The 19,423-nt window shown below is 71.5% G+C and carries 19 protein-coding genes; 7 read left to right on the top strand and 12 right to left on the bottom strand.

Annotated elements, in window-relative coordinates; translation table 11 throughout:
- Positions 1–29: 29 nt before the first annotated feature.
- Entirely contained in the window at positions 30–1,631 is a 1,602-nt protein-coding gene (locus AC5L36_RS34255) for a serine/threonine-protein kinase (protein WP_441222760.1), read from the top strand.
- A 151-nt stretch (positions 1,632–1,782) separates the two neighbouring features.
- Here the strand turns inward: AC5L36_RS34255 and AC5L36_RS34250 are convergent, their stop codons facing one another.
- Positions 1,783–2,457 (bottom strand): response regulator, encoded by a 675-nt coding sequence (locus AC5L36_RS34250; RefSeq protein ID WP_441222758.1) that lies wholly within the window; start codon positions 2,455–2,457, stop codon positions 1,783–1,785.
- Positions 2,454–3,701: a sensor histidine kinase gene (locus tag AC5L36_RS34245; protein ID WP_441222756.1), complete on the bottom strand. Its 1,248-nt coding sequence runs from the start codon at positions 3,699–3,701 to the stop codon at positions 2,454–2,456. Before AC5L36_RS34245 ends, AC5L36_RS34250 begins: the two co-directional genes overlap by 4 nt.
- Before the next feature lie 269 nt (positions 3,702–3,970).
- Here AC5L36_RS34245 and AC5L36_RS34240 point away from each other — a divergent pair, with 269 nt between their 5' ends.
- From AC5L36_RS34240 to AC5L36_RS34220, 5 genes are all read left to right on the top strand, one after another.
- A complete protein-coding gene (locus AC5L36_RS34240) occupies positions 3,971–4,420 on the top strand; it encodes a DUF1707 domain-containing protein (RefSeq protein ID WP_441222755.1) in 450 nt (149 codons plus the stop codon).
- 82 nt (positions 4,421–4,502) lie between these two features.
- Entirely contained in the window at positions 4,503–5,312 is an 810-nt protein-coding gene (locus AC5L36_RS34235) for a metal-dependent hydrolase (RefSeq protein ID WP_441222754.1), read from the top strand.
- Complete coding sequence (locus AC5L36_RS34230) at positions 5,309–6,199, top strand: amidohydrolase family protein (RefSeq protein WP_441222753.1); 891 nt, start codon at positions 5,309–5,311, stop codon at positions 6,197–6,199. Before AC5L36_RS34235 ends, AC5L36_RS34230 begins: the two co-directional genes overlap by 4 nt.
- A 50-nt stretch (positions 6,200–6,249) precedes the next feature.
- Entirely contained in the window at positions 6,250–6,831 is a 582-nt protein-coding gene (locus tag AC5L36_RS34225; RefSeq protein ID WP_441222752.1) for a hypothetical protein, read from the top strand.
- A gap of 242 nt (positions 6,832–7,073) precedes the next feature.
- The gene (locus AC5L36_RS34220; protein WP_441222751.1) at positions 7,074–7,763 is read left to right on the top strand and encodes a DUF4352 domain-containing protein; all 690 of its coding nucleotides are present in this window, start codon (positions 7,074–7,076) and stop codon (positions 7,761–7,763) included.
- A gap of 433 nt (positions 7,764–8,196) precedes the next feature.
- Here AC5L36_RS34220 and AC5L36_RS34215 read toward each other — a convergent pair whose 3' ends face one another.
- From AC5L36_RS34215 to AC5L36_RS34185, 7 genes are all read right to left on the bottom strand, one after another.
- Positions 8,197–8,535, bottom strand: a complete 339-nt coding sequence (locus AC5L36_RS34215; protein WP_441222749.1) for a YciI family protein — start codon at positions 8,533–8,535, stop codon at positions 8,197–8,199.
- A 44-nt stretch (positions 8,536–8,579) separates the two neighbouring features.
- Positions 8,580–9,173, bottom strand: a complete 594-nt coding sequence (locus AC5L36_RS34210) for a nucleotidyltransferase family protein (RefSeq protein WP_441222825.1) — start codon at positions 9,171–9,173, stop codon at positions 8,580–8,582.
- Positions 9,174–9,259: 86 nt separating this feature from the next.
- Positions 9,260–10,891 (bottom strand): bifunctional 3'-5' exonuclease/DNA polymerase, encoded by a 1,632-nt coding sequence (locus AC5L36_RS34205; protein WP_441222824.1) that lies wholly within the window; start codon positions 10,889–10,891, stop codon positions 9,260–9,262.
- A 601-nt stretch (positions 10,892–11,492) separates the two neighbouring features.
- Positions 11,493–12,416: a carbohydrate ABC transporter permease gene (locus AC5L36_RS34200; RefSeq protein WP_441222748.1), complete on the bottom strand. Its 924-nt coding sequence runs from the start codon at positions 12,414–12,416 to the stop codon at positions 11,493–11,495.
- Between the two features lie 12 nt (positions 12,417–12,428).
- Entirely contained in the window at positions 12,429–13,340 is a 912-nt protein-coding gene (locus tag AC5L36_RS34195; RefSeq protein WP_441222746.1) for a carbohydrate ABC transporter permease, read from the bottom strand.
- Positions 13,341–13,345: 5 nt separating this feature from the next.
- Complete coding sequence (ngcE, locus tag AC5L36_RS34190; protein ID WP_441222745.1) at positions 13,346–14,779, bottom strand: N-acetylglucosamine/diacetylchitobiose ABC transporter substrate-binding protein; 1,434 nt, start codon at positions 14,777–14,779, stop codon at positions 13,346–13,348.
- 82 nt (positions 14,780–14,861) lie between these two features.
- On the bottom strand, positions 14,862–15,755 hold the full coding sequence (locus AC5L36_RS34185; protein WP_441222744.1) for a MurR/RpiR family transcriptional regulator: 894 nt from the start codon (positions 15,753–15,755) through the stop codon (positions 14,862–14,864).
- 162 nt (positions 15,756–15,917) lie between these two features.
- Here AC5L36_RS34185 and AC5L36_RS34180 point away from each other — a divergent pair, with 162 nt between their 5' ends.
- Positions 15,918–16,928: an N-acetylglucosamine kinase gene (locus tag AC5L36_RS34180; RefSeq protein WP_441222743.1), complete on the top strand. Its 1,011-nt coding sequence runs from the start codon at positions 15,918–15,920 to the stop codon at positions 16,926–16,928.
- Between the two features lie 201 nt (positions 16,929–17,129).
- On the opposite strand, the gene AC5L36_RS34175 is transcribed toward AC5L36_RS34180, so the two are convergent.
- The 3 genes from AC5L36_RS34175 to AC5L36_RS34165 are packed head-to-tail and all read right to left on the bottom strand — an operon-like array spanning position 17,130 to position 19,406.
- Complete coding sequence (locus tag AC5L36_RS34175; protein ID WP_441222742.1) at positions 17,130–17,594, bottom strand: GNAT family N-acetyltransferase; 465 nt, start codon at positions 17,592–17,594, stop codon at positions 17,130–17,132.
- Positions 17,595–17,604: 10 nt separating this feature from the next.
- On the bottom strand, positions 17,605–18,501 hold the full coding sequence (locus AC5L36_RS34170; protein WP_441222741.1) for a carbohydrate ABC transporter permease: 897 nt from the start codon (positions 18,499–18,501) through the stop codon (positions 17,605–17,607).
- Positions 18,498–19,406, bottom strand: coding sequence for a carbohydrate ABC transporter permease (locus tag AC5L36_RS34165; RefSeq protein WP_441222740.1), 909 nt, complete (start codon positions 19,404–19,406; stop codon positions 18,498–18,500). The genes AC5L36_RS34170 and AC5L36_RS34165 overlap by 4 nt, the downstream gene beginning before the upstream one ends.
- Between the last annotated feature and the right edge of the window lie 17 nt (positions 19,407–19,423).

Genomic DNA, 19,423 nt, shown 5'->3' with positions numbered 1-19,423 from the left:
GGGACCGGGATGGGGGAGCCTTGTCGTCCGTGTGGCGAGTACTCATCGCCGAGCGGTACAGCCTTGTCAAGCCGGTCGGCAGCGGTGGCATGGGCAGGGTCTGGCTGGCCCGCGACGAGATGCTGCGGCGTGAGGTGGCGATCAAAGAGGTCGTGCCACCCGACTGGATGACGGCCGAGGAGCGCGAGATGCTCCGCGAGACCACCATCCGCGAGGCGCGCGCCGCCGCCCAGCTCAACCACCCCAACGCCGTGCAGATCTACGACGTGGTCTACACCGAGGGCCGCCCGTGGATCGTGATGGAGTACGTGCCGTCCCGCTCGCTCCAGGAGGTCGTCCAGCAAGACGGACCGCTGCCGCCGGAGCGGGTCGCGCAGATCGGCCTCGCCGTGCTGTACGCGCTGCGCGCCGCCCACGTCGCCGGCGTCCTGCACCGCGACGTCAAGCCGCACAACGTGCTGATCGCCGAAGACGGTCGGGTCGTGCTGACCGACTTCGGGCTGGCCACGTTCGACGGCGGCGACGGCGCGCTGACCCGGGCCGGGCTCATCATGGGCTCCCCGCAGTACGTGGCGCCGGAGCGGGCCAAAGACGGCATCTCCACCGTCGAGACCGACCTGTGGTCGCTGGGCGCCACGCTATTCGCGGCCGTGGAGGGGCGCTCGCCGTACGCCCGGTCGACCACCATGGCCACGCTCACCGCCCTCGCCACCGCACCGCCCGACCCGGCCACCCACGCCGGCGCGCTCCGCCCGGTGCTGGGCGGGCTGCTCCGCAAGGACCCCAAGCACCGGCTCAACGGCGCCGAGGCCGAGCGGCTGCTGCGCCGGGCCGCGCTGCCACCGCCCGCCGTGCCGCCGCGTACCCGGCTGCTGCCACGGCCACGGCGGTCGCCGGACGACCCGCGGCCCGAGTTTCCCGCCGAGGGTTCCGGCCGCCGGCGCCGCCGGCTCGCGATCGCGGCCACCGCCGCCCTCGTCGCCGCGATCAGCGCCGCCACCGCCGTGGTCGCGCTCAGCCGCGACGACCGGAGGACGGGCCAGCTCGTCGGCGCCTCGGTGCCTTCGTCCAGCCCGTCGGCGCCGGCGAGCGGGGCCGGTGCGGGCACGGGCATGCCGTGCGGCTCGCCGCCCACCGACGCCGGCCTGAAACGCCCTGAGCCGCCCGCCACACCGCGGTTCGCGCTCGCGGACGGCTTCGCGTGGCACGCCGACCCGAGCGGCTTCCGGGTAGCGGTGCCCTCGTCGTGGACCTACTACCGCGACGGCGACGTGGTCTGCTTCCGCGAGCCGGGCAGCCCCCGCCTGCTCGCCGTCGACACCGCGCCCGGCCTCAAAGGCGACCCGGTCAAGCACTGGGAGTCGGAGGAGCGCAAGGTCGTGGCCGGCGGCGCGCTCAACGACTACCGCAAGGTCGCGATCCTGCCCAACCGCTACTTCAAGGGCGGCGCCGACTGGGACTGCACCTGGCTGAGCGCCAAGGGCGAGCGGCTGCACGCCCGGCAGGAGCTTTTCCGCACGTCGGCCAAGCGGGCCTACACGATCCTGTGGATCACCCGCGCCCTCGACTGGGCCGGCAACCTCGCCTACCTCAACATGATCAACGCAAGCTTCGCCCCCGCCAAAGGCTAGACGGCCTTCGCGGACCTGGCAGCGGAGGTCGGGGATCTCGGCTCGCCCCGCGAGCCGCCGACCGCAGCGGTCTCCGGCGGGAGCGGCGGTCCGCAGCTGACGCGGACCCGGGAACCCGGTTTGAAAGCCCTGACGCCGCAAGGCCTCCAGATCAGCTCAGCCAGCCGGGGCGGACCAGGCCGGCCTCGTACGCGTACACGACGAGCTGGGCGCGGTCGCGGGCGCCGAGCTTGACCATCGCGCGGCTCACGTGGGTCTTGGCGGTGGCCGGGCTGACCACGAGGCGGGCGGCGATCTCCTCATTGGACAGTCCGGCGCCGACCAGCGCCATCACCTCGCGCTCCCGGTCGGTCAGCTGCTCCAGCGACGGCTCGGGCGCGGCCGGCTGGGCGCCGCCGCCACGGCCCGCGAACTCGGCGATCAGCCGCCGCGTCACACCCGGCGAGAGCAGCGCGTCGCCGGCCGCGACCGCGCGCACGCCACGCAACAGCTCGACGGGCTCGGTGTCCTTGACCAGGAAACCGGAGGCGCCGACGCGCAGCGCCTCGAAGAGGTACTCATCCAGCTCGAACGTGGTCAGGATGACGATCCGGGTCGCCGCCAGCGCCGGGTCGGCGGCGATCCGGCGGGTGGCCTCCAGGCCGTCGACGCCGGGCATCCGGATGTCCATCAGCACGACGTCGGGCCGGGTCTGCCCGGTGAGGCGCACCGCCTCGACGCCATCGGCGGCCTCGGCGACCACCTCGATGTCGGGCTCGGCGTCGAGCAGCGCCCGGAACCCGGCCCGCACCAGCCCCTGGTCGTCGGCCAGCAGCACCCTGATCATGCGTCCCCCTCGTCCGCGCGCCGCTCGGCGCGTGATCCGTTGTCGCGGGCCGGGGCGGGCGTGGCCAGCGGGAGGGCGGCCGCGACCGCGAAGCCGCCGCCGTCGGCCGGGCCGGCCACCAGCGTGCCGCCCAGCGCCGCGGCCCGGGCCCGCATGCCGGCGATGCCATTGCCCGCCTCGGGAGCCACCGGGCCGCCCACGCCGTCGTCGGCCACCCGCACGGTCACCTCGCCGTCGCCGTAGCCGATGGTCACCATGGCGGCGGCCGCCGAGCCGGCGTGGCGGCGCACGTTGGTGAGCGCCTCCTGCACGATCCGGTAGGCCGCGCGGTCGACCTCGGCCGGCAGCGGGCGCGGCTCTCCCTCGACCACCGTGCGCACCGGCAGCCCGGCGTCGGCGGTGAGGTCGTCGAGCCGGGCCAGGCTGGGCGCCGGCGCGCGGGGGGCGGCCTCCTCCTCCGGGCGCAGCACACCGAGCACCGAGCGCACCTCGCGCAGCGCCTCGGCACTCGCGGACTTGATCGCGGTGAGCGCCTCGCGGGCCTGCTCGGGGCGCGTGTCCATCAGGTGCAGCCCCACCCCGGCCTGTACGTTGATCAAGGACAGGTGATGGCCCAGCACGTCGTGCAGCTCGCGGGCGATCCGCAGCCGCTCCTCGCTGGCCTGCCGCTTTTCCTGCTCGACGCGGGCCCGGGCCTGCTCGGCGCGGTATTTGGCGACCTCGGCGAACTGCTGCCGGCGCACCCGATTGGCCTCGGCCAGCAGCAGCGAGACGGCGACAGCGCCCGCGATGGCCACCGCCCGACCCCAATCCGGACGGGCGACGACCGCATAGGCGGCGTAGCCGGTGGCGACGATGGCCCACGAGACCATGCGCTTGCCCGCGTCGATCGCCGCGAAGAGGGCGAAGATCGCCGCCAGGTAGAACGGCCCGCGCGGCTCCTCCGCCCAGGCCGCGAAGCCCACGGCGCTCGCGATCGTGACGGCCAGCACCGGCACCGGAAACTTGTATCGCAGGCCGAGCGCGATCGGGCCGGCGAGCAGGATCGCGTATCCGATCGCGTCGGGGTCGGTGCGCGCGGTGCGGGCCGCGAGCACCTGGGCCACGCCGGTGACGATCACCATGCCGCCGCCGTGGCGCTTGCGGCTGGGATCCCACTGGCGGGCCTCCCACCGCGCGCGGCGGGCCTCCCACCGCGCGTCACGCCGCTCCCACGGCGGACGGCGGCGGTGGTCTCTGCTCACGGTCTGACCGTAGGGCACGCGGCCCGGCCTCGGCATCGCCCCGCGGCGGCTATCGCGCCTACCCCGCCGGGAGTACCCGGGCCCGGCACACCTCCCCCTCCACTACTCCCCCGGTGGTACCCGCCCGCCACCCCTGCTCCCACCGGCGGCCGGACGATGCCTCCGCCGGCCCGACGCGCCCGGCTCGCCGTTCGGCGACCCTCGATGACATGACAGCAGCGGATACCGGCGCCGGGCGTGTGCGAGCCTCGGACGCCGAACGGGAACAGATGGCGACGATTCTCCGGGCCGCGATGACCGAGGGGCGGCTGGACCTGTCCGAAGGCGAGGAGCGGCTGGCCAGGGCGTACGCGGCGACGTACCGGGACGAGCTGCGCGGGCTCACCACCGACCTGCCCGACGGCGGCCGGCGGGCGCTGGCCGACACACCGGAGGCGAGGGCGTTCGCGCGCGGCATGCTGCGGCGGCACGTCGGCGGGGCGATGGTGTTCAGCGCGATCCTGGTGGGTTTGTGGGTGCTCTCCGGGGTGGCGTTCTTCTGGCCGATCATCCCCATGGTGTTCATCTTCTTCGGGCTGGCCCGGCACGCGGCCTGGCACCGCCACGGCGGCTACCGCCACCCCGGCGAGTGGCGCGGCCCGCGCGGCCGCGACTGGCGCGTCGAGGCGGAGTACCGCGGGCGCGGCCCGTGTGGCCGGGGCTACCGCGACGAGTGGTGACCGCACCACCCGACCGCCACGGTGGCGAGTACCACCGTGGCGGTCGTTGAATGTGGACTGTCGCTCTGCGACAGTCCCGCGCATGATGGGGCCGTCTCACGCGTTGTCCGGCGCGGCTGTGTGGCTGGGTGGTTCGTGGGCGCTTGACCGCTTCGCCGGATACGAGCAGTCGCCCCTCGCCATCGCCGTCGGCACCGCGGTCTGTGCCGGCGGCGCGCTCTTTCCCGACCTCGACCTCTCCGGCAAAGTCACCCGCAACAAGGGCGGTGCGACGGTCGCGCGCACGTTCGGCGTGGCGTCGCTCTTCCTGGCCGAGGTGATCGAAAAGCTGTCGCTCGCCGTCTACCACGTCACCAAGCTGAGCGACGACCCCGAGCGGGAAAACGGCCACCGCACGCTCACCCACACGCTTCCGTTCACGGTGGTGGTGGGCTGGGGCACGACGGCGCTGTGCACCGCGTACGGCAAGTGGGCGGTCGTCGCCATCCTCTTCCTCATGATCGGCCTCGCCCTCCGCGGCCTCTTCGACGAGTGGGCCAAGCGCGCCGGCTGGCTGCTCATCACGCTCATCTCCGCCGCGGCCGCGTGGGGCACCGCGCTGCGCCTGCCCGGCGACCGGGGATACCCGATGCTGGGCCTCGCGGTCGGCGTGGGCTGCCTCGTCCACCTGTTGGGTGACCTGATCACCCGCGCCGGCGTACCCATCCTGTGGCCCATCCCCACCGGGCGGCGCATGTGGCGGATGTTCGGCCTGCCCGGCGGCCTCGCGGTACGCGCGGGCGGAGCGGTGGAGGTCTATCTGTTCCGCGGCGCGTTCATGGTGGTCTCGCTGCTGTCCGCGTGGGGGCTGCTGGCGCCTTCGGTGCTCCGCCGGTTCAATATCGAGGTGTGACAGTCTCGGGTGACAACGCGGTCCCGGGGTTCTGGGGTGGTCTCGGCCTGCCCGGCCTGGCCGACGTGCACGTGCACTTCCTGCCGCCGCGCATGCTCCGCCGTGTGTGGGCGCACTTCGACGAGGCCGGCCCGCTGGTGGGCGTGGAGTGGCCGATCCGCTACCGGTGGTCCGACGCGGAGCGGGTCGCCCACCTGGAGAAGCTCGGCGTACGGGCGTTCACCGCGCTGGCCTACGCGCACCGCCCCGGCATGGCCGCCGACCTCAACGACTGGACGCTGGCGTTCGCCCGCGCCACGCCCGGCTGCCTCCCGTCGGCGACGTTCTATCCCGAGGATGGCGTGACGGAGTACGTGACCGCCGCGCTCGACGCGGGCGCGCGCGTCTTCAAGGTGCACCTCCAGGTGGGTGGCTTCGACCCGCTCGACGACGCGCTGACGCCGGTGTGGGGCCTGCTCGCCGAGGCGGGGGTGCCGGTCGTCGTGCACGCCGGGCACGCGCCGATGGCCGCCGAGTACACCGGCCCATCGCCCTTCGCCGCCCTGCTCGCCCGCCACCCGCGCCTCCCCGCGATCGTGGCGCACATGGGCGCGCCGGACTACGAGGAGTTTCTGGCGCTGGCCGAGTCGTACGAGCGGGTGGCGCTCGACACCACGATGGCGTTCACGCCGTTCTTCGACCAGTTCGTGCCGTTTCCCCCTTCGCTGCGCCCGCGCCTGCGCGAGCTGGGGCTGGGCGGCAAGGTGCTGCTCGGCAGCGACTTCCCCAACATCCCCTACGAGTACGCCGACCAGCTCACCGGCCTGATCCGCCTCGACCTCGGCGACGACTGGCTGCGCGCGGTCTGCTGGGGCAACTTCGCCAGGCGGTTCGGCCATGCTGTTTGAGCGGCGGTTGCGCGCGGTCGGCCGGGACCACCTCGCCCGGAGGTGCGGCCATGCTGTTTGAGCGGCGGCTGCGCGACGGCATCGCGGAGGGCACCATCACCGCGGCGCTGCGCCGCTGGCGGCGTCCCCAGGTCGTGGCCGGCCGGACATATCGGACCGGCGCCGGCCTGGTGGAGGTGACCGCCGCCGACCCGGTACGCCCGGAGGACCTCACCCCCGCCGACGCACACGCCGCCGGCTTCGACAGCGTGGCCGCGCTGCTCGCCCATCTCCACGGCCCCGCCGACGGCCATCTCTACCTGCTCCGCTTCCGCCGGGTGGCCGGCCCCGACCCGCGCGCCGCACTGGCCGCCGACGACCGCCTGGACGACGCCGGCGTGGCCGCCATCGACCTGCGACTCGCCCGCCTCGACCACGCCAGCACCCGCGGCCCGTGGACCGCCGCCGCACTGCGGGCGATCGCGGACCATCCCGGGGTACGCGCGGCCGACCTCGCGGCCGCGCTGGGCCGAGACGTGCCGTCGTTCAAGGCGGACGTGCGCAAGCTGAAGGCACTCGGCCTGACGGAGAGCCTGGAGGTCGGCTACCGCATCTCCCCACGCGGCGCCGCCTACCTCACCCACCGCCCCTGACGACCGCCGGCGCGCGGTGCACTGCCGAAATGTCCGAACGGACAGCCCGCCTCGCCGCGGAGATCGAAACCGCCGACTACGCGGACCCGTTCGGCGAACCATGACCTTGATCTGACAGCACACCCTGCGACGGGATCACTACCGTGACCGGCCGATCCCCCTTCAAAACGCGGCGGTCGGCACGCTCAGCAGGGTCCAGCCGGCCGCCGTCTTCTCCCGCGGACCCCGCATTGGAGAGCACCGTGACATACCCCAGCCCGCCGGTCAGCCCGGGTCAGCCGCAGCCGCCGTACCACGCCGGCCCGGTCATGCCACCGCCGAAGAAGAAGTCCAACGTCGGCCTCACCATCGGCATCGTCGTGGCCGTCTTCGCCGTCCTTTGCATCGGCGGCGCCGTCGCCGCCGCGGTCGCCGGCGACCCCAGCACGACCACCACGAGCACCAGCGGGCAGCAGGCCGAGGAGCCGAAAGACGCGCCCGCCGCGCAGGCCGAGGAGAAAGCGGAGACCGCCGAGGAAAAGCCGAAGACGTACCGGGTCGGTCAGACCGTCCGCGGCGGCGACTTCGAGTTCGTCGTGCACAGCGCGAAGTGCGGAATCGCCCAGGTCGGCAGCGAGTTCCTCAACAAGAAGGCCCAGGGGACCTTCTGCCGTGTCGACGTCAGCGCCAAGAACGTGACCAAGAAGGCGCACTACTTCCACGCCGACGGCACCGTCACGGCGAAGGACACGACCGGTCGCGAGTTCTCGGCCGACGGCGAGGCCAACATCTACGGAAACAAGGACGGCGCCGGGTTCCTGGACGAGATCAACCCGGGCAACAAGGTACGCGCATTCGTCTACTTCGACGTGCCCAAGGGCACCAAGCTGGCCACGGTCACCTTCGACGCCGGACTGTTCACCCTCGCCGAGGACGCGGCCGTGACCCTCTGACAGCCGACCGCCTAGAGACCTTTCGGGGTCGGGGTCGCCGCCCGTCGTGATGCTTCGAGGCCCGCCATCCTGACGCAGCGTAACCAGCCAAAGGGGCGAGACTTCGAGATCTAGGAGACTTAGGGTTGAAATAGCGCCCTAACTCTCCTAGATCTCGAATCTCGCGCCGCTCACACCACCGCAGCGGTTACCCGCGGCGACGAAACCCCCGCTACTCTCCCGGATCGCCGATCCGGGAACAGACATTGTGGACAAACGTCGACCACCGGCGCGACCAACGGCGGACGGGTGAGGCCGCGGGAGCAGCGGTCCGGACCACGACGGACATCGCGGTAGCTCAAATCTGTCTAAATAGGGGGCGCCGAAAGCCACAACGACTCCGAAAAGTCTCTAGAGCGGCCCGGGGACCTCTCCAGGGCCGCTCGGCGGGCGGTCAGCCCCAGATCGGGCGGATCTCGGTGGCCGAGCCGATCGGGCAGTGCTTCGCGACCTCGACCGCCTCCGCGTGGTCGGCAACGTCGATGACGTAGTAGCCGCCGATGCCCTCCTTGAGCTCGATGAACGGCCCATCCGTCAGCACCGGCCCGTCGTCGCCCGGGCGCAGGGTCGTCGCCGTGTCCTGGGCGGCCAGCGCGCCGCCGGTCCACGGGATGCCGCGCCCGTCCAGGTAGCGGATGAACGCGCCGTGTGCGGCCAGGGCGGCGTCCAGGCGCTCCTTGGACACCGACTGCCAGTCGGTGTCGGGCTCCCAGAGCAGCAGGATGAACTTCATGACCCCATGACGATCAGCGGACCCGGATGATCGACAGCCTATGCTCAGGTGCGCACTCGCTGCGCGGGGATCGTCAGCTTGAAAGCGGCCACCGCCTCCGGGCTTTCCAGCCGCGCGCCGTCGGCGATGCGGTCGCAGGCCACGTCGAGCACCTCGTGCTTGTGGGCCAGCAGGTAGGGCCGGGCACCGGCGTCGGCGTGCGCGACCGTCGAGATGCCGGGCCAGTGCTTGCGGCCGAAGAGCATCGGGAAGCTGCGGCGGCCCTCGTAGGTGGCGCAGACCAGCACGTCGGAGTACGGGAGTGCGGCCACGCGGCGCACCGCGTGTGCTGTCACGCCCGGCATGTCGACCGGGACCACCACGACCGCGTCGGCCTCGGTGTCGGTCAGGGCCTTGAGCCCGGCGCGCAGTGAGCTGCCGATGCCGCGGCCCCACGTCTTGTCGATCACCACGCTCGCGCCCTTGAGCTCGGCCGCGGCCTGTACCTCGTCGGCGGCCGCGCCGAGGATGACGACGACCGGCTCGCAGCCGGCGTCGCGCACTGTCTCGATCGCCCGGTCGACGAGCGGTGTGCCGTCGTGTTGCAGTAGTGCCTCTGGCCCGCCGATCCGGCGCCCCCCGCCGGCGGCGATGACCATCCCCGCGGTCGTCATCGCGAACACCCCCCCAGGTGTGCCGCGTCAAGTGTGAGCGCTCAACCTCCTGTGGGAAAGACCCGAGCGGCTCATTTGGCGTCGGCGTAACAATCAACGACGGACACGTCGAGGGGGAAGCGGACCGCCGTGCCTCCGAAAAGCAGCTGGCCCGCGCGGGTGGCGGCGGCGCGCACGGCCTCGCTGACCTCGGCGGCCCGCTCCTGTGGCGCGTGCACGAGCACTTCGTCGTGCTGGAAGAAGACGAGGTCGGCGCCGGTGCCGGCGAGGTCGCCGCGGAGCGTGGCGAGCAGCGTGAGCGCCCACTCGGCGGCCGTGGCCTGGATGACGAAGTTGCGGGTGAAGCGACCGCGGGCACGCGCGCGGGACCCGTCGACGGGCCCATACTCCTCCCCGCCGACCGGCACCGAACGGGGCGGGCAGGTGCGCCCCAGCCACGAGCGGACCAGCCCGCCGCCCTCGCCGGTGCGGGCGGCCGCCTCCACGTACTCGAACGCGGTCGGGTAGTTGCGCTTGAGCGTGGCCAGGGCGGGGACGGCGGCGCCGCCGGTCTGGCCGTACATCGCGCCGAGCAGGGCCACCTTCGCGCGAGCCCGGTCGCCGCCGAAGGCGTCGGCGGCCAGCGCGGCGTAGAGGTCGCCCGAGGCGGCCGCGGCGGCCAGCCGGTCGTCGCCGGAGACCGCGGCGAGCACGCGGGGCTCGAGCTGGCCGGCGTCGGCCACCACGAGCTTCCACCCGGGGTCGGCGACGACCGCCCGGCGGACGACCTTGGGAATCTGTAGCGCTCCCCCACCCCGCGTGGCCCAGCGGCCGGAGACCACGCCGGCCGGCACATACTCCGCGCGGAACCGTCCATCGTGGACCCACGCGTCGCGCCAGGCCCAGCCGTGCGCGGTCCAGATGCGGTAGAGCTCCTTGTGCTCCAGCACCAGCGGCACCGCCGGATGATCGACGCCGCGCAGCGACCAGGCGCGCGTATTGGGCAGCTGGACGCCGGCCCGCGCGAACGCGCGCAGCAGCTCCTGCGGCGACTCGGGATGCAGCTGCCGCACGCCGAAGGCGGCCGCGATCTTCGCGGAGAGCTCGGCCAGGCGGCGGGGCGGGCCGCCCACCGGCGACGGCTCACCCAGCAGCTCCAGCAGCAGCTGGTCGTGGATGTCGGCCCGCCACGGCAACCCGGCGGCCCCCATCTCGGCGGCGATCAGCGCCCCGGCCGACTCGGCCGCCACCAGCAGTCGAAAGCGGCCGGGATGCTCGGTGCGGGCGACCCGGGCCGCCTGGTCGGCGTAGACCCGGGCGAGGACGGCCGGATCGTCCGCGGGCGGCGGCGCGTCGTCGAAGAGCGAGGCCTGGGCATCGCCGGGCGGCGCGGCCGCGCGCGGCGGCGGATCGGGCGGCACCGGCGCGCCGGTGAGCCGGGCATCGGCCGCCGCGAGCGAACGCGGCTCACCCCACCGCCCGTCGTAGCCGAGCAGCAGCGCCTCGGTCAGCTCGACGTCGTGGCAGCGCTCGACCCGCACCCCGGCACGCAGCAGCGGCGGATAGGCGGCCGCCGTCGACCCCCACACCCGCCGCCCGTCAACCTCCACCTGCGCATTCTGCACGACCGGTCCGACAGATGTACTAGAGACATCCGGAGTCAGGGTGCCTGTCCTGGGTTGAAGACATATTTTGCCCACGTCCGCGTCAGCTGCGGACCGTATGCTCCCGCGGGGACCGCTCCCGGCCGGCGGCTCGCAGCGCTCGCCGAGATCCCCGGCCGTCCACTGCCAGGTCCGCGAGACAAGCCCCAAAGGCGGCCTTCACGGACCTACCTCCGCCATCCTGACGCACCGTCACCAGCCAAAGGGGCGAGACTTCGAGATCTAGGAGACTGAGGGTTGAAATAGCGCCCTAACTCTCCTAGATCTCGAATCTCGCGCCGCTCACACCACCGCAGCGGTTACCCGCGGCGACGAAACCCCGCTACTTTCCCGGATCGCCGATCCGGGAACAGACATTGTGGACAAACGTCGACCACCGGCGCGACCAGCGGCGGACGGGTGAGGCCGCGGGAGCAGCGGCCTGGACCACGACGCACATCGCGGTAGCTCAAATCTCTGTCTAAATAAGGGGTCGAAGCCACTCCGACTCCGAGAGGTCTCTAGAGACCTTTTCCCGCGTTCGTGTCAGTTGTAGACCGTATGCTCCGCGGGCACCGCTCCGGTCGGTCGGGAGAGCTGTCGAGCTGCGCATCGCACCACCGGGTCTCGCGCCGGTGCGGCGGCCGCGGGCGTCCGGAGACGCCCGCGACAGCCGTTGCCGCTACTTGACCGCGCCGGCGGTGAGGCCGGACTGGATCTGGCGCTGGAAGATGGAGTACATGACGATCATGGGGAGGATGGAGAGGGTGACGGCCGCGAAAAGGGCCGCCCAGTCGGCCTCGTAGCCGGCCTGCACCGAGATGTTCGCGATGCCCTGGGTGAGCACCCACTTCTGTTGCGCGCCCTCGCCCTGCATGAGCGCCACCGGCAGCAGGTACTGGTTCCACTGGCCGATGATGTTGAAGATCGTGATGCTCACCAGCGCCGGCCGCGCCATCGGCATCATCACCTGGAAGAACAGGCGCGTGTGCGACGCGCCGTCCATCACCGCCGCCTCGGCCACCGAGTTGGGCAGCGTCTTGAAGAACGCGGCCAGGAAGAACACGGTGAACGGCAGCGAGTACGCGATGTAGACCAGGATCAGGCCGGTGAACGTGTTGCGCAGGCCCATGTTGTTGACGATGAGGAAGAGCGGGACCAGCGCGAGGAACACCGGGAAAGCCAGGCCGGAGACGAACAGGTAGTAGATGACCCGGTTGCCGATGAACTTGTACCGGGCCAGCACGTACGCCGCCATCGAGCCGAAGAGCATCGTGCCCGCCGTGCTCAGCGTGACCACGAAGACGCTGTTGAGGAAGTAGCGGCCGACGTGCGCCTTGTTCCACGCCCGCACGTAGCTGTCGAAGTCGATCTCCTTCGGCAGGCTGAACGGGTTGCCCAGGTACATCTCGGTGTTGGTCTTGAACGAGGCGAGGAACATCCAGAGCAGCGGGGCGAGGATGATGATCGCCCAGACCGCGAGCCCGACGTGCGCGAGGCTGTTGAGCAGGCCGACCTCGCGGCGGCGCTCCCCCGCCGGGCTGGCGTGCCGCCGCGGCGGGGCGGGGTCCCGCCGCGCGGGCGCCGGGGTGTCGATGCGTGCCACTGTCGATACCCCCTAGAGCTCGATCGTCTCGCGCCGGCTGACCCGCAGGGTCAACGCGGCGAACGTGATGGTCAGGAAGAACAGCGCCACGCCCATCGCCGAGGCGTAGCCGAACTGCGAGTAGTCGAAGGCGTTGCGGTAGATCTCCATGCCGAGCACTGTCGTGGCGCCATCCGGACCGCCCCGGTCGATCGAGAGCACCTGCACGATCGCGAACGCGTCGAACGCCGCGATGCCCAGGTACACCCAGGCGACCTGGAGTGTGTCCCACAGCAGGGGCAGCGTGACCTTGAAGAACATGCTGCCCCGCCCGGCGCCGTCGAGCACCGCCGCCTCGTAGATGTCCTTCGGCACCGACGCCATGCCGGCGGAGAAGAGGACCACGTAGAAGCCGACCGCCTGCCACACGAGCACCGCGATGATCGCGAAGAGCGCGATGTTCTTGTCCGCCATGAACGGCACCGGGTCTACCCCGACGAGCCCGAGGAAGCCGTTGAGCAGGCCGCTCTCGTCCGGGGCGTACACCCGCTGGAAGATCACGGCGACGATGACGACGGCGAGGACCTGGGGGAAGAAGAACACGATCCGGTAGAACTTCGACCCCCAGACCCCCGTCATCACGCCAGCCTTCGACCCTCCACCCACGTTCAGCAGGAACGCGAAGACGAGGGCGATCGCGATGGACGCCAGCGGCAGGACAAGCAGCAACACGCCGTGATGCCGTACGGCCTTCCAGAAGGTGTCGTCTTCGAGCAGCCGCCTGAAGTTGTCCAGCCCGATGAACTTCGGGTTAGCCGAGACACCGCGCCAGTTGGTCATCGCCAGGTAGAAGGCCTGGAGATACGGCGCGATCACGAAGGTCACGTAGATCGTGACCGGCGCGATCAGAAAGCCGACGATGAACGGGTACCTGCCATGCCGCATGACGACTACCGCGTGAACTTCTCGATGGAGGGGTCCTTCTTCACCGCGTCCGCGACCTTCTGCATGCGGGTCACGAACTTGTTGGCGTCACCGCCGTTGAACATCAGCTCGTTGGTGGCCGCCCGGCACTCGTCGTCCATCTTCTTGTACCAGGTGTCCCAGCGGTAGGCGAAGTAGTCGCTGCCCGCCGCCTTGAGCATCGCCTCGCTGCTGGTGAGGCCGGGCGAGATGGTGAGGCCCTCGGTGGCGCCCTGCACGACCGTCAGCACCTTGGTCAGCTGCGTGAAGCCCTTCGCGCCCTCCTTGGAGAGCATGTGGCGCAGGTACTCCATGCCGCCGCGCGGGTTCTTGCCCTTGGACGCGACGAAGTACATCTCGCCGGCCGCCGCGTAGATCGCGGTCTGCGGCAGCTTGTCCGACGAGCTGGCGCTCGGCACCGGGATCACCGCGTAGTTGAAGCCGGCCGGGGTGTCCTTGGCCTGCTCGTTCTCCAGCCAGGAGCCGGAGGGGTAGAAGACCACCTGATCCTGGTTCTGCTGGAGCTGGACCTCGGTGTGGCGCAGGCCGAGGTGCGCCTTGAGCATGTACTTGCTGCCGATCTCGCCCCACATCTGTGCGGCCTGCTTGACCGGCTCGGCAGTCCAGGCGCCGTCCTCGAGGTTGTCGATGTTCTTGAGGACGTCCGCGCCACCGATCTTGGCGGCGGTCGTGAGGATCACCAGGTACTGGTAGTAGGCGGCGTTCGCGCCCGCGTACGCGTACCCCGTCTTGCCGGCGGCCTTGGCCTTGTCCAGCAGCGCGGTGAACTCGTCCCAGGTCTTCGGCGCGGTCCAGCCGTTGGCCTGGAAGAGCTTGTCGGAGTACCAGAGGCCGAAGACGGTGAAGGCGTAGTTGAGCACGTAGGGCTTGCCGTTGAACGAGCCCTGCTCGATCGTGCCCGGCACCAGCGTGTCCTTGACCGTCTTGCCGGCGATGTCCAGCGACGGCGCGTTGAACAGGTCGGTCAGATCCTGCACCTGGCCCGCCTGCACCAGCGCGCCCTGGTCCATCAGCTTGGAACCGGCGTTGTTGACCATGTCCGGCGGGTCCTCGCTGGTGAACCGCGGCTGGAGCACGGTCGCCATCTCCTCGGCCTGGTTGAACTTCACGTCGGCCTCGGGGAACGACTTCTTGTACGACGGCACGTGCACGTCGGTGGCGTACTTGGTGCCCAGGCCGCCGTTGAAGATGTAGAGCTCCAGCGGAGCCTTGGCGTCGACGCCGAGCGGGTTGGTGGCGCTCTTCTCGCCCTCAGCCTGGTTGTCCGGCTCGTCATCGCCGCTGCCCAGGCATCCGCTGAGCAGACCGGCGGCCGGGGTCGCGAGCAGACCGGCGGCCGCAGCCCGGCCCAGCAGTCTGCGGCGGGTCAGATCCGACGTTCCGTCGGGGGTTACGGACATGATGCGTCTCCTCGTTGGGTGTTGGGTGGGACTGTGCTGAATGCGCTCGCAAAGCTCGCTGGGCGCCCCAGGCGGCTGGCGCTCATCTGGCCGCCTCCTTGCCCGCCTTGTGGCCGTCGACGGCCTGGGCCGTCCGCTGGAACGCGGCGTGGGCACGATCGTGTGTGCGCTGCGCGACGGCGATGTACAGCAGGTCGAGCACGACCAGCTGGGGATGCCGGGCGGAGAGGGCGTCGGGCCGGAACGTCGTCGCCTGGGTGGCCGTGAGCAGCACGATGTCGGAGAGCTCGGCCAGCGGCGAACGCGGGAAGCTGGTCAGCGCGACCGTGGTGGCGCCGTGGCTGCCCGCCTCGGCGAGCATCTCGATGGTCTCCCGCGTCTGTCCACTGTGGGAGACGCCGAGCGCCACGTCGCCGGGGCGCAGCAGGGCGGCGCTGGCGAGGCCGTTGTGCACGTCGGTCCAGGCCCACGCGGCCACACCGATGCGGTGCAGGCTGAACTGCATCTCCTCGCCGACCAGGGCGCTGCCGCTGGCCCCGAAGATGTTGACCCGGCTGGCCCCCGCGATCGCGTCGGCGGCGCGCTCCACCTCGCCCAGGTCGAGCAGCCCGGCGGTGTCGTGCATGGCCCGCGTGTCGGCCGCCATGATCTGCTGAAGCACCTTCTCCAGGGGGTCGCCCGGCTCGATCTCCCGGCCGATGTCGACGGTCCAGCCGGCCGCGCGGGCCCGCCCGGTCTCCGCGGCGATGCCGAGACGCAGCTCGGCGTAACCCTCGAAGCCGAGCGCCCGGCAGAACCGGGTGACCGTCGCCGGCGAGGTGCCACTCCGCTCGGCCAGCTCGACGATCGTGGCCCGCGACGCCCCGGCCGGGTCGGTCAGCACCTGCTCGGCGACCCGCTTGAGCGCGCCGGTGAACTCCGGCAGCTTGCCGCGAACGGCCAGCAGCACGCCGTCCACAGCCACCGGGGTGTCCATCCTGCGCCGCCCTCCTTATGGATCTTCATTCGAAAGGAGTGTTAACTGATAGTGGTAAAAGTTCTTACTAACAGGGCTACCTTGTCAAGGTGTTGGGCGAAGTTTTCAAACTGTTACCGTCTGGGAGCGCTATCAGCGCGGCTCCGGCACCACGATGAGCGGGTGTCGGACGCACTCGTGATCGGGCTGGACATCGGCGGCACATCCACCCGTGCCCTGGTCGCCTCCCTCGCCGGCGACCGGGTCGGCACCGGCGCCGCGGGCGGCGGCAACCCCACCTCGCACGGCGCCGAGGCGGCCGCGGCCGAGCTGGCGAAAGCGCTCGCCGAAGCACTCGCCGCCGTCGACCCCGCGCGGGTACGCGCCGGCACGATCGGCCTCGCCGGCGTGGCCCGCCTGCTGGCCGACCCGGCGAGCCGCGCCGCGTTCGACCGCGCCTGGGTCGACGCCGGCCTCCAGTGCCCCTTCGAGATCATCGGCGACGCGCTGGTGGCGTACGCGTCCGGCACGGCGAGCCCGGACGGCACGGTGCTCATCTCCGGCACCGGCGCCATCGCCTGCACCATCCGCGGCTTCGCCCTCGACCGTGTCTCGGACGGTCACGGCTGGCTGCTGGGCGACGCCGGCTCCGGCTTCTGGCTGGGCCGCGAGGCCGTCCGCGCGACCCTGACCGCCATGGACGCCGGCCGCCCGCCGGGCCGCCTCTCCCGCGCCGTGGTGGCGCGGCTCCTCGGCCCGCCCGAGGACACACCCACCGCCGCCCGCGCGGACCTGGGCACGCTCTCCGCGCGGGACCGGGTCGACCTGCTGGTACAGCGGGTGACCCGGCGCCCGCCGGTGGAGCTGGCCAAGCTGGCCCCGCTGGTCATCGCCGCCCACGCGGAGGGCGACCCCACCGCGACCGCGCTGCTGGCCGAGGCCGCCCGCCTGCTGACCGAGAGCGTCGCCCGCATCCGCGAGCCCGGCGACACGAGCCCGATCGTGCTGGCCGGCGGCCTCCTGACCGGCGACACACCGCTGGCCCCGGCGGTCGAGCGCGAGCTGACCGCCCGCTGGCCCGAAGCCCCCCGCCCCCACGCCTCCGACGGCGCCGCGGCGGCGGCCTGGCTCTCCGCCCGCCCCCTGCTCACCCCGGTCGAAGCGGCCGCCCTCCACACGCGACTGCTCCCGTAGACAAATCCATCGAGCTACCGCGATGTCCGTCGTGGTCCGTGCCGTTGCTCCCGCGGCCTCCCCCGTCCGCTGTTGGTCGCCCTCACCCCGCCGGCTGCGCCGGCCAAGGGTCACGCACGACTGGAACACCAGTGCTGTTGTCCGGTCGGTTTTACAGCACTGGTGTTCCAGTCGTCGAAGGGGTCGGGTTGAGCGCGGCGGTCAGGGTGAGGTGGGCTGCCACCAGAGCCACTGGCGGTCGTGGGTGAAGCCGCGGCGTTCGTAGAAGGGGACGGCGCGCTCGCTGGAGTGGACGGTGACGTGTTCGAGGCCGAGCTCGCGGGCCTCGGCCAGCAGGGCCTCCAGCAGCACCGCCCCCACGCCGCTGTCGCGCTGCTCCGGCGCCACGTACACGGCCTGGACGTCGCCCGTGCGGCGGTGGCGGCGGGTGGGGCCCGGCACGCGGTCGGCGAGCATCAGCCAGGCCATGCCCACGACGGCGCCGTCCACCTCGGCGACGAACGGGATGTGCGTGGCCATGTGGTCGACGACCCAGGCGGCGAACGACTCGACGTAGGCCGCGTGGTCGGTGCCCGTGTAGCCGTGCTCCTCGGTCGGCCAGCGCCAGCGCAGCTCGGCCATGACGGGCGCGTCCGCCGGGGTCGCCTTACGTGCCGTCACTCCCATCCCGGCCAGACTACTTGAGCTGGCCGGCGGTCAGGCCGGACTGGATCTGGCGTTGGAAGAGGACGTAGACGCCCAGCACCGGCAGCATCGCGATCGTCAGGCCGGCGAAGAGGCCGCTGAAGTCGCCCTGGTAGCCCTGGCTCACCGCGAGCGCCGACAACCCCTGCGCCAGCACCCACCTCGAGTCGTCGCCCTGCATGAGGACCTGGGGCAGGATGAACTGGTTCCACTGGCCGAGGAAGTTGAAGATGCCCACGCTGATCAGGCCGGGCCGCGCCATCGGCAGCATGACGCGGAAGAAGAGCCGGAACGGGCCGCAGCCGTCGATGAGCGCGGCCTCGGCCACCGCCTGCGGGAGCGTGCGGAAGAACGCGGTCAGGAAGAACACGGTGAACGGCAGCGAGTAGGCCGCGTACACCAGGATGAGGCCCCGCCAGGTGCCGAAGAGGCCGGCGTTGCGCACCACGAAGAAGAGCGGCACCAGCGCCAGGAAGACGGGAAACATCATGCCGCCCACGAACAGGTAGTAGAAGACCTGCTTGAAGCGGAAGTCGTAGCGGGCGAAGACGTACGCGGCGGTGGCGCCGAAGAGCATCGTGAGCGTGAGCGAGCCGGAGACGACGATGATGCTGTTGAGGAAGTAGCGGCCGATGTGCGCCTCGGTCCACGCGCGGTGCCAGTTTTCGAAGCGCAGCGCGCCGGGCAGGCCCCACGGGTCGGTCAGGATCTCGTTGTCGTCCTTGAACGAGCTCAGCACCACCCACAGCAGCGGCAGCGTGGTGAGCAGCGCCCACAGCAGCAGGAAGCCGTGCGAGAAGACGTTTGCCACGCCCCACTCGCGGCGCAACGGCTTGTCGGCGCGAGCGGCGGCCTGAGCCTCGACCGCCTTATCAGCCAGGGCCGTCATGAGTACTCGATCCGGTCCCGCCGCGACGTGCGCAGCGCCAGCACCGCCACCGAGAGGGTGAGGAAGAACATCACGACGCCGATCGCCGAGGCGTACCCGAACTTGGTGTCGCTGCCGAAGGCGGTGTTGTACATGCGCAGGCCGATCACGTCGGAGGAGAAGTTGGGGCCGCCGTTGGTCATCAGCTGCACGAGGATGAAGCCGTCGAGGGCGGCGATCGCCAGGTAGATCCAGGCGACCTGCACGGTGTCCCACAGCAGCGGGATCGTGATCCGGCGGAGCATGACCGCGCGGGAGGCGCCGTCGAGGAGCACCGCCTCGTAGATGTCCCTCGGGATGGCCTGCATCGCCGCGCCGAACAGGACGACGTAGAAGCCGACGTTGGCCCACACCATCACGGCCAACACGCACCAGAACGCGAAGCGCGGGTCGCCCAGCCAGCTCGGCCCGTCGATGCCGAACGGCTCGAGCGCGGCGTTCAGGATGCCGGCGTTGGGGTGGTACACCTGCTGCCAGATCACCGCGATGATGACGACCGAGAGCACCTGGGGGAAGAAGTACACGAGGCGGTAGGCCGCGGTGCCGCGTACGCCGACCACGCCGGCCCGTCCCCCGCGCCCGCCCATGTTGAGCATCGTCGCGAAGAACAGGCCGAGCGCGATCGTCAGCACCGGTACGAGGGCGAGCAGGATCGCGTTGTTCTTGATCGCGTTCCAGACGTAGTCGTCCTTGAACAGCTGGACGAAGTTGTCCAACCCCACCGAGTTGGCGTCGGTGGAGTAGCCGAGCCAGTCGGTGGTGGAGATCTGGAACGCCTGAAGGTACGGCGAGAGCACGAAGACGCCGTACAGGATCAGGGGCGGCACCAGGAACGTGATGATCAGGGGATACTTGCCATGCCGCATGCGCCGCCCCTGCCCCC

This window comes from Phytohabitans sp. LZ39, assembly GCF_059359075.1.
The sequence above is the reverse complement of the archived record's forward strand: the minus strand, read 5'-3'. Positions and strand labels throughout refer to the sequence as shown.

Excerpts from the sequence above, each read along its gene's own strand:
- AC5L36_RS34175 (WP_441222742.1), bottom strand. The coding sequence starts at position 17,594 with ATGGGAGTGACGGCACGTAAGGCGACCCCGGCGGACGCGCCCGTCATG.
- ngcE (WP_441222745.1), bottom strand. The coding sequence starts at position 14,779 with ATGTCCGTAACCCCCGACGGAACGTCGGATCTGACCCGCCGCAGACTG.
- AC5L36_RS34235 (WP_441222754.1), top strand. The coding sequence starts at position 4,503 with ATGATGGGGCCGTCTCACGCGTTGTCCGGCGCGGCTGTGTGGCTGGGT.
- AC5L36_RS34215 (WP_441222749.1), bottom strand. The coding sequence starts at position 8,535 with ATGAAGTTCATCCTGCTGCTCTGGGAGCCCGACACCGACTGGCAGTCG.
- AC5L36_RS34185 (WP_441222744.1), bottom strand. The coding sequence starts at position 15,755 with ATGGACACCCCGGTGGCTGTGGACGGCGTGCTGCTGGCCGTTCGCGGC.
- AC5L36_RS34170 (WP_441222741.1), bottom strand. The coding sequence starts at position 18,501 with ATGACGGCCCTGGCTGATAAGGCGGTCGAGGCTCAGGCCGCCGCTCGC.
- AC5L36_RS34165 (WP_441222740.1), bottom strand. The coding sequence starts at position 19,406 with ATGCGGCATGGCAAGTATCCCCTGATCATCACGTTCCTGGTGCCGCCC.
- AC5L36_RS34225 (WP_441222752.1), top strand. The coding sequence starts at position 6,250 with ATGCTGTTTGAGCGGCGGCTGCGCGACGGCATCGCGGAGGGCACCATC.
- AC5L36_RS34250 (WP_441222758.1), bottom strand. The coding sequence starts at position 2,457 with ATGATCAGGGTGCTGCTGGCCGACGACCAGGGGCTGGTGCGGGCCGGG.
- AC5L36_RS34195 (WP_441222746.1), bottom strand. The coding sequence starts at position 13,340 with ATGCGGCATGGCAGGTACCCGTTCATCGTCGGCTTTCTGATCGCGCCG.
- AC5L36_RS34210 (WP_441222825.1), bottom strand. The coding sequence starts at position 9,173 with ATGGTCATCGCCGCCGGCGGGGGGCGCCGGATCGGCGGGCCAGAGGCA.
- AC5L36_RS34240 (WP_441222755.1), top strand. The coding sequence starts at position 3,971 with ATGGCGACGATTCTCCGGGCCGCGATGACCGAGGGGCGGCTGGACCTG.